The following is a 15,483-nucleotide window of genomic DNA, read 5'->3' as shown; positions in this document are numbered from 1 at the left end:
TAGGGGGTAAGTTTCCATGACAAAGCACCCGGTAGTTGTCCGTTTGAAAACGGGTCTCCATGCCAGACCTGCGGCACTGTTCGTTCAAGAAGCGAATAAGTACTCGTCTGAAGTGTTCGTCGAGAAGGACGACAAAAAAGTTAATGCAAAAAGTATCATGGGGATCATGAGCCTTGCGATTAGCACAGGTACGGAAATCCAGATTAGTGCAGAAGGCGCGGATGCCGAACAGGCTGTAAACGCTTTAGTTAGTCTGGTAAGCAAGGAAGAGCTCGAAAACCAATAAGATATGATCAATCCAATGAAGAAGTCCCGAAAGGGGCTTTTTTGCGTTTTTCACGTTTATGCTATCGTCAAGTGCAACATTATGGAATTTGTCCCGTCTGTTAAGGTATCAAATCGTTTAAAGTTTGAGATGTTAACACATAAGGAGGCTATCGTAATGGGTAAACAATGGATGAAACCGTTTGGTGCGGTGCTGGTGGCAAGTACGTTGCTTGTTGGAGGAACGGCATGGGTTGCACCAGGTAACTATGCTTACGCTGCAGAGGTTCAGGGAGTACAACAGAATGTGATTAATGTTGTGGGTAAAGGTGAGATTCAAGTGAAGCCTGATATCGCGTATCTGTCCATTGGTGTGAACAGTACTGCAGAGACAGCTGCATCTGCTCAAAAAGCGAATGCTGCCAAAGTTCAAAAGGTATCCAACTTGCTGAAGAATACGTGGAAGATCAGTGCAGACGACATTCAAACGAGTCAGTTCTCTGTACAACCCAACTATACGTATAGCGAAAAAGACGGACAACAAATTAAAGGATATACAGCGCATCATACGCTGACTGTCACATATCGTGAGATGGACAAGATCGGCGAGTTGCTCGATGCTGCTTCGGGTGCGGGTGCCAACAATATTGAAAATGTGCGCTTTACTGTAGAAAACCCGGAAAGTTATGAGTCCCAAGTGATTGAGAAGGCTGTTGCCAATGCAGATGTGAAAGCTGGCGCCATTGCAAAAGCAGTTAAACGTCAACTGGGTGCTGTTCTTTCCGTAAGCCAAGGTGATGCCAATGTGCCTGTGTTCTATGCAAGTGAGGCATTAATGTCCAAAGCACAAGATACAGCAGGTGGCACTGAGATTGAAACAGGCCAGGTTAAAGTAAGCACAATCCTGAATATCACGTATGAAATGAAATAAACAAGAGGCAACTAGGATTGTAAGCTCAAGTAACCTTTTCAAGTGTTATTTGAAGGGTACAACGGAATAATGACAAAGACTTTGTCCTGTGGACAGAGTCTTTTTTTGTTGGAAAGGCAAACTTTGATGAAGTTAGATAGGAGGGTACCTTTTTGAAGCAACATGAAATGCTGTATATTGGTATCTTTTTTGTATAGTTGTTCGTGACAAAAAGGTCATATCCCCATATATTTTCCGCCTGATATTCATCAACATTGTAACTCGAGCTGTAAACCTTTCCGAAATCGGGTTAATTATAATAGAGAGGTGAGCGTATGAGATATGCGATCAGGTCAGGATTACATACGCAATGATCCCTAATTGTGAATTCAGAGAGGAGTTTTATATATGACATCATGGAAAAAATGGACAAGTGCATTGCTTGCGGCAGGAATTATTGTAGGTAGCGGTTCGGTGTGGCAGGACAGCTCGGTTCAGGCAGCATCGGTATCCTCTAAAGTGACAACCCCAGCTGAGGTAACTCTGAAATCGGGTGGGAAAACACTGACTCAAAAAGGACTTCTTCAAGGTGGCTCAACTTGGGTATCTCTTACGGCAGTTAAAGATGTGGCAGGTGGAACGCTGAAATATGATGCCAAAACCAAAGAGTACGCTTTGACAGCAGCCAATAACACGATGACGATCAGCCTATCGGATGGCGAACCGAGTGTTCGAATTAACAACTATTATCCTCAAGTGGACGCAAAGCTGATCAACGGCAGATTGTATATTCCATTCTCAGCAATGAGAGATTATCTGGGTGTACAGGGGAACTGGGATGGCAAAACCAAAACGTTGACACTCAGCAAGGTGAAACAAAATAACGTAAAAATTAAAGCGGCAACAGTTAATGTCACTGTGAAAAATGCCGAAGTAGATGTTCAATATCCGCAGGTGAGTGGACTTGCCAGCAAAGAAGCTGAAGCGGCGATTAACAAAGTGCTGAAAGATGAAGTGGATGCTTATGTAACTGACTTCAAGAAACAGACATCTGAATTCGGCGGTGCAACAGCCAACCGTCCATATGCATTTGAGAGCTCCTATGTAGTAACGTACAACGAAAAAGGCGTGCTGGGACTCATTACACAACGATACGAGGATTATGCTGGCGCTCATGGTATGACATACCGTACGGGCCACACCTTTGCACTGGACACAGGCAAGGAGCTTACGTTAGATGATGTGCTGCAAAATAATAAAACCATGCGCGAGACGTTGAGTAAAAAAGTGGGTGAACAACTGAAAGCCCGCGGTGGATACCTCGACGGTTACAAAGGATTGAATAAAGATCAAGATTTCTATGTGACACCAACGGGTGTAGTCGTGTTCTTCCAGTTGTATGAATATACGGCGTACGCAGAGGGATTCCCTGAAATGCCATTTACGTATAAAGAGCTTCTCCCTAAAGGCACAGAACCTTTCAGTAATGTATCTAAAACCAAATAAAGAAATCATTATTATGCACTCTTAAGTTATCTTCCTTATTCCTTATAAAATGAAAAAAAGAAGCCCTCATCATGATCATGATGAGGGCTTCTTCTCGTATAGACAACACACGAAGTGTTGCTGATTACGCGGGTGTTGATGATGTTAACGCATAGACCGTGGTCTACGTCACACTTAGATGCCTTGTGATCCTACGTTTTCGATAACTTTATCAATGATACCGTAATCGGCGGCTTCAGCAGCACTCATGAAGTAGTCACGATCTGTATCTTTCTCAATCCGCTCCAGCGGTTGACCTGAACGCTCAGAGATGATGCGGTTCAACGTATCACGCATTTTCAAAATGCGACGAGCACGGATTTCGATGTCAGAAGCCTGACCTTGTGCACCACCAAGTGGTTGGTGAATCATAATTTCACTGTTTGGTAATGCAAAACGTTTACCTTTTGCACCGGCATTCAACAAGAATGCACCCATGGAAGCCGCCATACCTACACAGATGGTAGATACATCCGGTTTGATGAATTGCATTGTATCGTAAATCGCCATACCGGCTGTAATCGATCCGCCTGGGCTGTTGATGTATAAGTGAATGTCTTTCTCCGGATCTTCCGCAGCCAGGAACAACATCTGTGCCATAATGGCATTAGCCACTACGTCATTAACATCGCTACCAAGGAAAATAATACGATCCTTCAGCAATCTGGAGTAGATGTCGTAGGCGCGCTCACCCCGGTTGCTCTGTTCAACGACCATTGGAATAAAACTCACGTGAAAAACCTCCTCGGAATGTAAATGTTATTGGTGTTTATACTTAAACTGTTACCGTATTACCCACATAATAAACAATTCCAAACAAAAAGTCAAAGAAAGTCAAACTAACTTGCAAAAAAAAGAAACCTTTCCGGTTTCATTGGTTAAATGGGTTATGAGCTGTTAAATAAAAATGGCGCGCCCGCCAAGAATCGAACTTGGATCTCAGGCTTCGGAGGCCTACGTCATATCCATTGGACCACGGGCGCACATTATGTGACAGCAATAATGATTATAGCTCATGAAATATTTAATTGCAAGCAGTTCGTTGTGGTATTGGTTTGGATTAACCTAAAAATGATCATGATGAAGAAGAGTGGATAAAGAGTGCATTTAAGTAAATGCTATTAGAGGTTTTGGACATGCCGTATGAAATGTGATTCTGAGCGATATGTAGATTGAATTCATTTGTTTCTTCTATATATGGTATGCGTGAGCTAGTCCTTGATCATGGAAGTCTAGGATTGTGAAAATAGGCACGTACAAACGCTGAATGCGTGTCGAAATAACACGTTGAAACACTTGCATGTCACGTCAGTTTTAGGTAGAATAGACGTGGGACTTAAAAAGTTAACCCGGGACGTTTTAGGGCCACGAAAGAGAGCTTAGAACGAGAACTTGCGGGAGTGGAAAGCATGCGAACGATTTTAGAAGTACAAAAGCAGCTTCTGCCTGATCTCATGGATATCTTGAAAAAGAGGTATACGATTCTGCAACAGATCATGTTATCGGATGTGATCGGACGGAGAACGTTAGCTAATTCCATGCAGATGACCGAGCGGGTTCTGAGGGCTGAGACCGATCTGTTAAAGGCTCAGGGACTTATTGAAATTGACAGTGCAGGAATGAAGATCAGCGAGGCAGGGTATGATTTGCTGCAGCAGTTAGAGCCCGTAGCCAAAGAGTTGTTCGGATTATCCGAGCTGGAAGAGCGCATCAAGCAAGCCTACGGTCTGCAAAAGGTAGTTGTGGTTCCTGGTGATTCGGACGTTTCTCCATTTGCCAAAAGGGAACTGGGCAGAGCCGGAGCGAAGGCTCTCGGCAATATCATGAGTGACAACGACGTTGTCGCCGTTACTGGCGGATCAACAACGGCTGAAGTCGCAGAGCAACTGACTCCGCCAACATCGCTCAAAGGTGTCTGGTTCGTACCGGCACGCGGTGGACTTGGAGAAAGCCTTGAAATTCAGGCGAATACGATTGCATCCACAATGGCAAAACGGGTTGGAGCGCAATACAAACTCCTGCATGTACCGGATTTGCTTAGTGATCATGCCTATGAATCATTAATCCAGGACCCCAGTGTTCAGGAGATTCTGCAGCTGATTCGGAAATCGCGGATTGTTATTCATGGAATTGGTGATGCCGTGGAGATGGCTACAAGACGTAAACTTGCGACGGAGATTATAGATGAACTTCAGGAGCAAGGAGCCGTATCTGAATCTTTCGGTTATTACTTTAATGATCAGGGTAAGGTGGTACATACCATGCTTACACTGGGTATGCGACTTCAGGATATTGAACGAACCGATGTTGTGATTGGAATTGCAGGTGGCAAAAGCAAAGCTGCTGCTATACATTCCGTGTTGCGATTTGGACAGGAAGATATTCTGATTATTGATGAGGCTGCTGCCGAAGTCATCGTTGCTGAAATGGAATAAGGTTTTACTTTGCATCACAACTATTGTTGTCTTGACGGACTTCACCGTCTGTCTTGAATATATAAGTTTCATAAAAAAATTAATCAAAACTTGGGAGGAACTTACTCATGATTAAAGTAGGTATTAACGGTTTTGGACGTATTGGACGCTTGGCATTCCGCCGTATTCAAAATGTAGCAGGCATCGAGGTAGTAGCAATCAACGACTTGACTGACGCTAAAATGCTCGCTCATTTGCTCAAATATGATACAACTCAAGGTCGCTTCGATGGCGATGTTGAAGTACACGATGGCTTCTTCAAAGTGAACGGCAAAGAAGTTAAAGTATTGGCTAACCGTAACCCGGAAGAACTTCCTTGGGGCGACCTGGGCGTAGATATCGTTCTGGAATGTACTGGTTTCTTCACAACTAAAGAAGCAGCTGAGAAACACTTGAAAGGTGGAGCTAAGAAAGTTGTTATCTCCGCACCAGCTACTGGCGACATGAAAACCATCGTTTACAACGTAAACCATGAAATCCTCGACGGTACTGAAACTGTAATCTCCGGCGCATCTTGCACAACAAACTGCCTGGCACCTATGGCAAAAACATTGCAAGACAAATTCGGAATCGTTCAAGGTTTGATGACTACAATTCACGCTTACACTGGCGATCAAAACACATTGGATGCTCCACACCCTAAAGGTGACTTCCGTCGTGCTCGTGCAGCAGCTGAAAACATCATCCCTAACACAACTGGTGCTGCTAAAGCAATCGGTCTGGTAATCCCAGAACTGCAAGGCATCCTTGATGGTGCAGCTCAACGTGTACCAGTAGCTACTGGTTCCCTGACTGAACTCGTAACTGTTCTGAACAAAAAAGTAACTGCTGAAGAAGTTAACGCAGCTATGCAAGAAGCTTCCGATCCAGAAACTTTCGGATACACAGAAGACGAAATCGTATCTTCCGATATCCAAGGAATCACTTTCGGTTCCCTGTTTGATGCAACTCAAACTAAAGTTCTGACTGTTGGCGACCAACAATTGGTTAAAACTGTAGCTTGGTATGACAATGAAATGTCCTACACTGCACAATTGGTTCGCACTTTGGAGCACTTTGCAAAAATGATCAAGTAATATCTGCAATAACATAGAGCGGAAACAGATGCTATATTGTTTCCGCTCTTTATATATCTACATTTTGCAAATTTCTCAAAAACACCAGGATTGACGAGGGATTTTAGCTCTTGATTGGTCCACCAAATACATGGGTGCGGAGGAAATACAGATGAACAAAAAAAGTGTACGCGATATCGAATTGACAGGAAAACGGGCTTTTGTCCGTGTAGATTTCAATGTGCCGCTCGAAGATGGTAAAATTACAGATGACAAACGTATTCGTGCAACGCTTCCTACAATCAACTTCTTGATTGAAAAAGGCGCTAAAGTCATTTTGGCAAGCCACATGGGTCGTCCTAACGGCGAAGTGGTTGAATCTTTGCGTTTGACTCCAGCAGCTGAGCGTTTGTCTGAATTGCTTGGTAAAAAAGTTGTTAAAGCTGACGGTTCTGTTGGTGACGCTGTTAAAGCTCAAATCGCTGAACTGAACAACGGCGACGTATTGTTGCTTGAAAACGTTCGTTTCCACGCAGGCGAAGAGAAAAACGATCCGGAACTGGCAAAACAATTTGCTGAACTGGCTGACGTTTTCGTTAACGATGCGTTTGGCGCGGCTCACAGAGCACACGCTTCGACTGAAGGAATCGCTCACTTGCTTCCAGCAGTGTCCGGTTTGTTGATGGAGAAAGAACTTGAAGTGTTGGGTAAAGCAATCTCCAACCCTGAGCGTCCTTTCACAGCTATCATTGGTGGATCCAAAGTTAAGGACAAAATCGATGTAATCGACAACCTGCTGAACATTGCAGACAACGTAATCATCGGTGGCGGTCTGACTTACACGTTCTTCAAAGCACAAGGACATGAAATTGGACAATCCTTGCTGGATGATTCCAAACTTGATGTTGCTCTCGGTTTTATCGAAAAAGCGAAAAAACTGGGTAAAAACTTCTACCTGCCGGTAGATATCGTAGTATCCGACGATTTCAGTGCGAAAGCAAACACACAAATCGTTGACATCGATGGTATCCCAGCAGATTGGGAAGGTATCGACATTGGTCCTAAAACACGTGAGATCTATGCTGACGTAATCAAAAACTCCAAATTGGTTGTGTGGAACGGACCAATGGGCGTATTTGAAATCGAGCCATTCTCCCACGGTACTCGTGCAGTAGCGGAAGCTTGCGCTGAGACAGAAGCTTACACTGTAATTGGTGGCGGGGACTCCGCAGCAGCAGCTGAGAAGTTCAAATTGGCTGACAAAATGAACCACATCTCTACAGGTGGCGGTGCATCGCTCGAGTTCATGGAAGGTAAAGTACTTCCAGGCGTAGTGGCATTGAACGACAAGTAAGTTTTAGTAGTCTATAGCATGAAGGAGTTGAAACCCATGAGAACACCGATTATCGCAGGTAACTGGAAAATGTTCAAAACGGTTTCCGAATCCAATGACTTCATTCAGGAAGTTAAAGGAAAAGCGGAAGTTGAAGGCGTGGAGACTGTAATCTGCGCACCGTTTACAAATCTGCCATCCCTGGTAGAAGCCGTTAAAGGCACAAACATCAAAATTGGTGCACAAAATCTTCACTTTGAAGATAACGGTGCATTCACAGGTGAAATCAGCGGTGTGATGCTGAAAGACCTGGGTGTGGATTATGTCATTATTGGTCACTCGGAGCGCCGTCAATATTTTGCGGAAACCGATGAGACTGTTAATAAAAAGTTGCATGCAGCATTCCGTCACGGATTGACTCCAATCTTTTGCCTTGGTGAGACGCTTGAAGAGCGTGAAGCGAACCAAACAAAAGACGTATGCAAAGTGCAAACAGTAGCTGCTTTTGCAGGTCTGTCTGCAGAGCAAGCGGCACAAGTTGTTATCGCTTATGAGCCAATCTGGGCGATTGGTACAGGCAAATCATCCACTTCCCAAGATGCGAATGAAGTTATTGCTTACATCCGTACGCTGGTGAAGGATCTGTACAACGAGACGGTTGCGAATGCAGTTCGTATTCAATACGGCGGCAGTGTTAAACCGGAAAACGTAACAGAATACCTCGGACAAAGCGACATCGACGGCGCACTTGTTGGCGGTGCCAGCTTGCAGCCGGCTTCGTTCATCGCGCTTGTTGAGGGGGCGAAGTAAGATGACAGCTCCAAAACCTGTAGCACTGATCATCATGGATGGCTTTGGTCTGCGTAACACGGTGGAAGGCAACGCGGTAGCGCAAGCCAAGAAACCGAACTACGACCGTTTCATGAGCCAATTCCCACATACAACTCTGACTGCTTGCGGTGAAGCTGTAGGTTTGCCAGAAGGGCAAATGGGGAATTCCGAGGTAGGTCACCTGAACATTGGTGCCGGCCGGATCGTATACCAGGATTTGACCCGTATATCCAAATCCATTCGTGACGGCGAGTTCTACGACAATGAAACACTTGTCAAAGCTGTTCGCGAAGCGAAACAAAGCGGCAAAAAGCTTCATCTCTACGGTTTGTTGTCCGATGGCGGCGTACATAGTCACATCGACCACCTGTTTGCTATGCTGGATCTGGCCAAAAAAGAAGAAATGAACGATGTATATATTCATGCCTTCATGGATGGCCGTGATGTTATGCCAGACAGTGGTAAAGACTTCATGCAGAAGCTGATCGCCAAGATTGAAGAAGTTGGTGTAGGGAAAATCGCAACGGTTCAAGGTCGCTATTACGCGATGGACCGTGACAAACGTTGGGAACGGGTTGAGAAATCATACCGCGCCATCGTTTATGGAGATGGACCAAAATACACTGACCCACTCAAAGCGGTTGAAGAATCGTATGAGAAGTCCGTATTTGATGAATTCGTTGAACCAACGGTTATCGTCAAAGCGGATGGTGAGCCGGTAGGTTTGGTAGAAAGCGGCGATTCCGTTATCTTCCTCAACTTCCGTCCTGACCGTGCGATCCAGTTGTCGCAAGTATTCACCAACCAGGATTTCCGCGGTTTCGATCGTGGTCCGAAGTTCCCTGTGGGCTTGCATTTTGTATGCTTGACTTTGTTCAGCGAGACGGTTGAAGGTTATGTGGCTTATTCGCCGAAGAACCTCGACAACACCCTGGGTGAAGTTCTGGTACAGAACAATAAAAAACAACTGCGTATTGCAGAAACTGAGAAATACCCGCACGTTACCTTCTTCTTCAGCGGCGGTCGTGATGTGGAGCTTCCGGGCGAAACTCGCGTACTGATCAACTCACCAAAAGTTGCAACGTATGATCTGCAACCAGAGATGAGCGCGTATGAAGTGGCTGACGCATGTGTTCGTGAGATCGAAGCAGACAAACATGACGCCATCATTCTGAACTTTGCTAACCCTGACATGGTTGGACACTCCGGTATGCTGGAGCCTACCATCAAAGCGGTTGAAGTAACAGATGAGTGCATGGGCCGTGTTGTAGATGCAGTACTTGCCAAAGGCGGCGTTGTACTGATCACTGCGGATCATGGTAACGCGGATATGGTGTTCGATGAGCAAGGACGTCCGTTCACAGCTCATACAACGAACCCGGTTCCATTCATCGTTACGGATGCAAATGTAACCTTGCGTGAAGGTGGAATCCTGGCAGATATCGCGCCTACGATCCTTGACCTTATGCAATTGCCTAAACCGGCTGAGATGACAGGTACATCCGTTATCTCTACCCGTAAATAAGTTACGCAACAACATATATGAAATTGGGAAGTTTGGAGTTTACCCCTGAACGAAGGAAGCAGAAATTGGCTGAAGAAGCGTTAGCGTTCGCCTTTATCACATGATTCCAACTTATGAAAATAAGTTCAAAGGAATCAGGGGATAACAGCGATCAGAGGACAATTCTGCTAACGTAGTGGAAAAGGGAAAACACAAGTGGTCCTAATTTATAATAAATTTAAATTTAAAGGAGATTATAACAAATGACTATTATTTCTGACGTGTACGCTCGCGAAGTCCTCGACTCCCGCGGTAACCCTACAGTAGAAGTTGAAGTATACCTGGAGTCCGGCGCAATCGGACGCGCAATCGTTCCATCCGGTGCATCCACTGGTGCCCACGAAGCCGTTGAGCTTCGCGATGGCGACAAATCCCGTTACCTCGGTAAAGGCGTTCTGCAAGCTGTTAAAAACGTAAACGAAACAATCGCTCCAGAAGTTATCGGTATGGATGCATTGGATCAACTGGGTATCGACAAATTGATGATTACTTTGGATGGTACGCCAAACAAAGGTAAACTGGGTGCTAACGCAATCCTGGCTGTATCCATGGCAGTAGCTCGCGCAGCTGCTGACGCTCTGGACCTGCCATTGTACGTTTACCTGGGCGGATTCAACGCTAAAGCATTGCCAGTTCCAATGATGAACATCATCAACGGTGGTGAGCATGCTGACAACAACATCGACGTTCAAGAGTTCATGGTTCTTCCAGTTGGAGCACCAAGCTTCAAAGAAGCTCTTCGCGTAGGCGCAGAGATCTTCCACAACCTGAAATCTGTATTGAGCTCAAAAGGCTTGAACACAGCTGTAGGTGACGAAGGTGGTTTCGCACCAAACCTTGGTTCAAACGAAGAAGCAATCACTACAATCATCGAAGCAATTGAAAAAGCTGGTTACAAACCAGGCGTTGACGTATTCCTGGGTATGGACGTTGCTTCCACTGAGTTCTACAAAGATGGTAAGTACACACTTGCTGGCGAAGGTAAATCTTACACTTCCGCTGAGTATGTTGACCTTCTGGCTTCATGGGTTGAGAAATACCCAATCATCACAATCGAAGACGGTATGTCCGAAGATGACTGGGATGGTTGGAAATTGCTCACTGAGAAATTGGGCGACAAAGTACAACTCGTTGGTGATGACCTGTTCGTAACAAACACTGAGCGTCTGGGCAGAGGTATCGACGAAGGTATCGGTAACTCCATCTTGATCAAAGTTAACCAAATCGGTACATTGACTGAAACATTTGATGCAATCGAAATGGCTAAACGCGCAGGATACACAGCTGTAATCTCCCACCGTTCCGGTGAGTCCGAAGACAGCACAATCGCTGATATCGCTGTTGCAACTAACGCTGGTCAAATCAAAACGGGTGCTCCTTCCCGTACAGACCGTATCGCGAAGTACAACCAATTGCTCCGCATTGAGGATCAACTGGGTGAACTGGCTCAATACAATGGTCTTAAAGGATTCTACAACCTTAAAAAATAAGCTGGATATCCAGCTTTTACAGGCAAGCCGGGTAACCGGCTTGTCTTTTTTATTGCAACGATGTAATGGCATAACGTAAGGAGCGAGCAGATGGTGAAATTTAGGGCATTGTATAAACTGTACTACTTGTAGTACAACCATAGCTATGTTACAATTAAAGTAACTGTTTTTATGGTGAGATGTATGCCCACATGGGTAGGAGGTGGAAAGAATGGATATTGCTTTGAAATTGCTGCTCGTTGTTTTCTCGATCGGTCTAATCACTGTAGTATTGCTGCAGCACGGGAAAAGCGCTGGTTTGGCGGGTGCCATCTCCGGTGGTGCGGAACATCTTTTCGGTAAAACGAAAGCGCGCGGATTGGATCTCTTCCTGCAACGTGCAACGGTGGTACTGGGTGCAGGATTTATGATTTTGTCTATTATTGTTACGGTGGTTTCCAAGTAAGACTTGGATCAGCACGGCAATGAATAGCTTTTAAGCTAATGGCTTAATTGATAAACCTTCGTTTCGTGGAGAAACGGGGGTTTTTTAATAAATTCTTACGCGTCCAAACTTTTCCAATGACTAATAGACTCCATGATTTCGGTCTTCTTCTCAACTTCTGTTCAGAATTCCTTCCTTAGCGTGAAACACCCCTATCATGCATGGTATGTCCCTCGCTTATTCGTTACGCGAATTCACTCCTTATAATGAATGTCATGTGTACAGAAAATTTTTCGGGTCTAGTCCTTTTCCAGATGCGTACTGTATATGTGCCGCATAAAATGTCTGTAGAGATATGTGAAAGCGTGATTATAACGGAGCGTCAGGCCACTGTGGTTTTTTTGCGAGGTACGGATGGTCCGGATTGAATTCGTGTATACTAGGGTATGAGATAGTATGGTTGCACTACTACACTCTACACGACAACGGCAATATGTATCATGAAAATGGTAAGAATTCCGATACATAAAGAGATGAGACTTGATTACACTTTTATGTTTCCCGAGGTGAATATATTAATGATAACAGAACAACAATTGCTCGACTTCATGCGGGAGACCGCTTATAAACCCATGACTTATCAGGAGTTGGAACAGCACTTCGCGATCGAAGATGCAGCTGATTTCAAAGCCTTTTTGATTATGCTTAATACGCTGGAGGAATCCGGTAAAGTTTTGCTGACCCGTAACAATCGCTATGGTATGCCAGAGCGCATGGACTTGGTACGTGGACGTTTACAGGCTCACGCCAAAGGGTTCGCTTTCCTCATTCCTGAGGATCGGGAGCACCCGGATGTGTACATTCATGCCAATGATATGAAGAGTGCGATGAATGGTGATACGGTATTGGTTAAAGTCACGTCTCAAGGACCTTCTGGCGGTCGCCTTGAAGGTGAGATCGTTCGCATTGTTACTCGTGCTGTAACACAAGTCGTTGGTGTGTTCCAAAGCCATGAAGTGTACGGATTTGTCATTCCGGATGACAAACGGATTAATCGCGATATTTTCATCCCGCGTACCAACTTTGCTGGGGCGGTTGATGGACAGAAGGTCGTAGCAAAGATCGTCAGCTATCCGGAGGGTCGTGCGGCAGCCGAGGGTGAAGTGATCGAGATTCTCGGTCATAAGGATGAGCCGGGTATTGATATTTTGTCCGTCATTCGCAAGCATCAGTTGCCTGAAGCTTTCCCTGATGAGGTGGTAGAAGAGGCGGAGAAAGCACCCGACTCCATCACGGATGAAGAGATTGTACAACAGGGTCGCCGTGATCTGCGCGGACTTAACATTGTCACGATTGATGGCGAAGATGCCAAGGATCTGGATGATGCTGTTAACGTAGAGAAGCTGCCTAACGGTAACTATCGTCTGGGTGTTCATATTGCTGACGTTGGCTATTATGTGCAGGAGAATTCCAAGCTTGATCAGGAAGCTTACAACCGTGGATGCAGTGTGTATCTGGTGGATCGGGTTATTCCGATGTTGCCACAGCGTTTGTCCAACGGGATCTGTAGTTTGAACCCACAGGTAGATCGTCTGACACTGTCTTGTGAGATGGAGTTTAACGACCAGATGAAGGTTGTAAAACATGACATTTTCACAAGTGTAATCAAAACCAAAGAGCGGATGACGTATTCTAATGTCCGTAAAATCCTTGAAGGTGAAGAGCCGGAATTGCTCGAGCGTTATAAGGATCTGGTAGATGATTTCCATCTGATGAAAGAGATCGCTTTGAAGCTGCGTGCTATGCGTATGCGCCGTGGTGCGGTTGACTTTGATTTTGAAGAATCCAAAATCATTGTGGACGCAGAATGTAAACCGATAGATATCGTGAAACGGGAGCGTTCGATTGCCGAGCAAATCATTGAGGAATTCATGTTGGCAGCGAACGAAACAGTGGCAGAGCATTTCCACTGGTTGAAGGTTCCGTTCATTTATCGTGTGCACGAAGATCCGGATCAGGAAAAACTGCAAAATTTCCTCGCCTTTGCGGCGAATTTTGGACACCAGGTCAAAGGACGTGGCAATGCGATTCATCCACGGGCGCTTCAATCGTTGCTTGAGGATATCAAAGAAACGAAAGAACAAACCGTGATTAGTACGATGATGCTCCGTTCCATGAAACAGGCGAAGTATGATTCTGAAATGTCAGGTCACTTTGGCCTCGCGGCAGAATTCTATAGTCACTTCACTTCTCCAATTCGTCGTTATCCCGATCTTGTCATTCACCGGGTGATTCGCGAAGTCATTGAAAATAATGGTGCTTTGCCGGAGAACCGTCAGGAATATTTGGCAGCACGTATGTCCGATATTGCGCAGCAGTCTTCGGAACGTGAACGTGTGGCGGTAGAAGCTGAGCGGGATACGGAGAAAATGAAAAAAGCCGAGTACATGCTCGATAAAGTAGGCGAAGAGTTCGAAGGTATGATCAGCAGTGTAACCAGCTTTGGTATGTTCATTGAACTGGAGAACACGGTTGAAGGTCTGATTCGCCTGAGCGCGCTCACGGACGACTATTACCATTTTGACGATCAACATATGGCTCTGATTGGTGAACGTACCTCGAAAGTCTTCCGCATCGGTGATGAAGTGAAGATCCGTGTGGCACGTGTAAGCATGGAAGAGTACACGATTGATTTTGAAATGGTGGATATGAAACCTCGCGCTGAACGTCCTGGCGGCTTCGGTGGTGGACGTGGCGGTAAAGGTGGACGTCCTAGTAGCGGCGGCGGACGCGGCGGTGCCAAGGGTGGACCGGGTGGTTTCAGCGGTTCGCGTGGCGGCAAAGGCGGATCATCCGCTGCTGGCGCCAGCCGTGGTGGCAGATCAACGGAAGAAAGCAGCAAAGGTGGACGTGGCGGTCGCGGTGGAGCAGCGAGTGCAGGCGCGGGCGCAGGCTCATCCGGTGGCTACGCAGGTAAAGGCGGCGGCAAACCTAAAGGTGAGCGTCGTGCGGGTGATGCTGGTGGATCAACTGGCCGGGGCAAAGGCGCGTTGAGCTTTGGTTTTGGCTCAGGTAAAGGCGGATATAGCTCTACATCGGGTGGATCGGATAGTAGTTCAACCGGTGGACAAGGAAGTGGCCTGAACAGCGGCAGCGGTCGTGGCGAAGGAAGCTTTAAGTCCGGCAAGGGCGGCGGTAAAGGTGGCAAAGGCGGAAGTGGACGCAAAAACACTTCGCCGAGCGGCGTATTTATTGGAGAAAATGCAACTCCTGGTGGCGCTCAGGAAGGTGGAGCACCACGACGCAAGCGGAAGAAGAGCAAAGGTGCAGCTGGTAACGGTACGGCAGCTTTTGTACGGAAAAAGAAAAAATAAAGCTAACGTAACTTGGAGAAATGGATTACAATTCGTTCCTCCAGGTTAAGCGTTGGAGAAAATAGTCACTTCAGCCGGTGTGTTGTTTCGCACAGTCTGAAAGTGGTGTAATGAGGAGGGGCGGCAGAGGTCGCCTCTTTCTTGATTTTAACAGCCGTACTTGCTACAATTAAGGTCTGGCACGTGGTACCTTGGTGCAACATTAGGTGCGCTGCTATA

12 protein-coding genes and 1 tRNA gene are annotated in these 15,483 nt (G+C 45.9%); 11 read left to right on the top strand and 2 right to left on the bottom strand.

Annotation, left to right across the window (positions count from 1 at the left end):
• Positions 1 to 16 precede the first annotated feature (16 nt).
• The 3 genes from ACE04G_RS07150 to ACE04G_RS07140 all read left to right on the top strand — a co-directional run bounded on the left by ACE04G_RS07150 (position 17) and on the right by ACE04G_RS07140 (position 2,680).
• A complete protein-coding gene (locus ACE04G_RS07150; protein ID WP_017691248.1) occupies positions 17 to 286 on the top strand; it encodes an HPr family phosphocarrier protein in 270 nt (89 codons plus the stop codon).
• Positions 287 to 442: 156 nt separating this feature from the next.
• Positions 443 to 1,195 (top strand): SIMPL domain-containing protein, encoded by a 753-nt coding sequence (locus ACE04G_RS07145; protein WP_074092967.1) that lies wholly within the window; start codon positions 443 to 445, stop codon positions 1,193 to 1,195.
• A 387-nt stretch (positions 1,196 to 1,582) separates the two neighbouring features.
• A complete protein-coding gene (locus tag ACE04G_RS07140; RefSeq protein WP_221822452.1) occupies positions 1,583 to 2,680 on the top strand; it encodes a stalk domain-containing protein in 1,098 nt (365 codons plus the stop codon).
• 174 nt (positions 2,681 to 2,854) lie between these two features.
• Here ACE04G_RS07140 and clpP read toward each other — a convergent pair whose 3' ends face one another.
• Complete coding sequence (gene clpP / locus ACE04G_RS07135) at positions 2,855 to 3,451, bottom strand: ATP-dependent Clp endopeptidase proteolytic subunit ClpP (RefSeq protein WP_017691245.1); 597 nt, start codon at positions 3,449 to 3,451, stop codon at positions 2,855 to 2,857.
• A gap of 176 nt (positions 3,452 to 3,627) precedes the next feature.
• Positions 3,628 to 3,702: transfer RNA gene (locus ACE04G_RS07130), tRNA-Arg, on the bottom strand.
• A 426-nt stretch (positions 3,703 to 4,128) separates the two neighbouring features.
• Here ACE04G_RS07130 and ACE04G_RS07125 point away from each other — a divergent pair.
• The 8 genes from ACE04G_RS07125 to rnr all read left to right on the top strand — a co-directional run bounded on the left by ACE04G_RS07125 (position 4,129) and on the right by rnr (position 15,264).
• Entirely contained in the window at positions 4,129 to 5,154 is a 1,026-nt protein-coding gene (locus ACE04G_RS07125; RefSeq protein ID WP_221822444.1) for a sugar-binding transcriptional regulator, read from the top strand.
• A gap of 107 nt (positions 5,155 to 5,261) precedes the next feature.
• Positions 5,262 to 6,269: a type I glyceraldehyde-3-phosphate dehydrogenase gene (gap, locus tag ACE04G_RS07120; RefSeq protein WP_017691243.1), complete on the top strand. Its 1,008-nt coding sequence runs from the start codon at positions 5,262 to 5,264 to the stop codon at positions 6,267 to 6,269.
• A gap of 151 nt (positions 6,270 to 6,420) precedes the next feature.
• On the top strand, positions 6,421 to 7,602 hold the full coding sequence (locus tag ACE04G_RS07115) for a phosphoglycerate kinase (protein WP_221822442.1): 1,182 nt from the start codon (positions 6,421 to 6,423) through the stop codon (positions 7,600 to 7,602).
• A gap of 36 nt (positions 7,603 to 7,638) precedes the next feature.
• Positions 7,639 to 8,391: a triose-phosphate isomerase gene (tpiA, locus tag ACE04G_RS07110; protein WP_036616221.1), complete on the top strand. Its 753-nt coding sequence runs from the start codon at positions 7,639 to 7,641 to the stop codon at positions 8,389 to 8,391.
• A gap of 1 nt (position 8,392) precedes the next feature.
• Positions 8,393 to 9,937, top strand: coding sequence for a 2,3-bisphosphoglycerate-independent phosphoglycerate mutase (gpmI, locus tag ACE04G_RS07105; RefSeq protein WP_221822440.1), 1,545 nt, complete (start codon positions 8,393 to 8,395; stop codon positions 9,935 to 9,937).
• A gap of 242 nt (positions 9,938 to 10,179) precedes the next feature.
• Complete coding sequence (gene eno / locus ACE04G_RS07100; RefSeq protein ID WP_062837741.1) at positions 10,180 to 11,466, top strand: phosphopyruvate hydratase; 1,287 nt, start codon at positions 10,180 to 10,182, stop codon at positions 11,464 to 11,466.
• A gap of 211 nt (positions 11,467 to 11,677) precedes the next feature.
• Positions 11,678 to 11,911 carry a preprotein translocase subunit SecG gene (gene secG, locus ACE04G_RS07095; RefSeq protein ID WP_062837740.1) on the top strand — a complete coding sequence of 78 codons (234 nt, stop codon included), beginning with the start codon at positions 11,678 to 11,680 and terminating at the stop codon, positions 11,909 to 11,911.
• A 557-nt stretch (positions 11,912 to 12,468) separates the two neighbouring features.
• Positions 12,469 to 15,264, top strand: coding sequence for a ribonuclease R (gene rnr / locus ACE04G_RS07090; protein WP_221822438.1), 2,796 nt, complete (start codon positions 12,469 to 12,471; stop codon positions 15,262 to 15,264).
• The last annotated feature ends 219 nt before the right edge of the window (positions 15,265 to 15,483 follow it).

The sequence above is a fragment of the Paenibacillus sp. AGC31 genome, assembly GCF_057334655.1.
The sequence above is the reverse complement of the archived record's forward strand: the minus strand, read 5'-3'. Positions and strand labels throughout refer to the sequence as shown.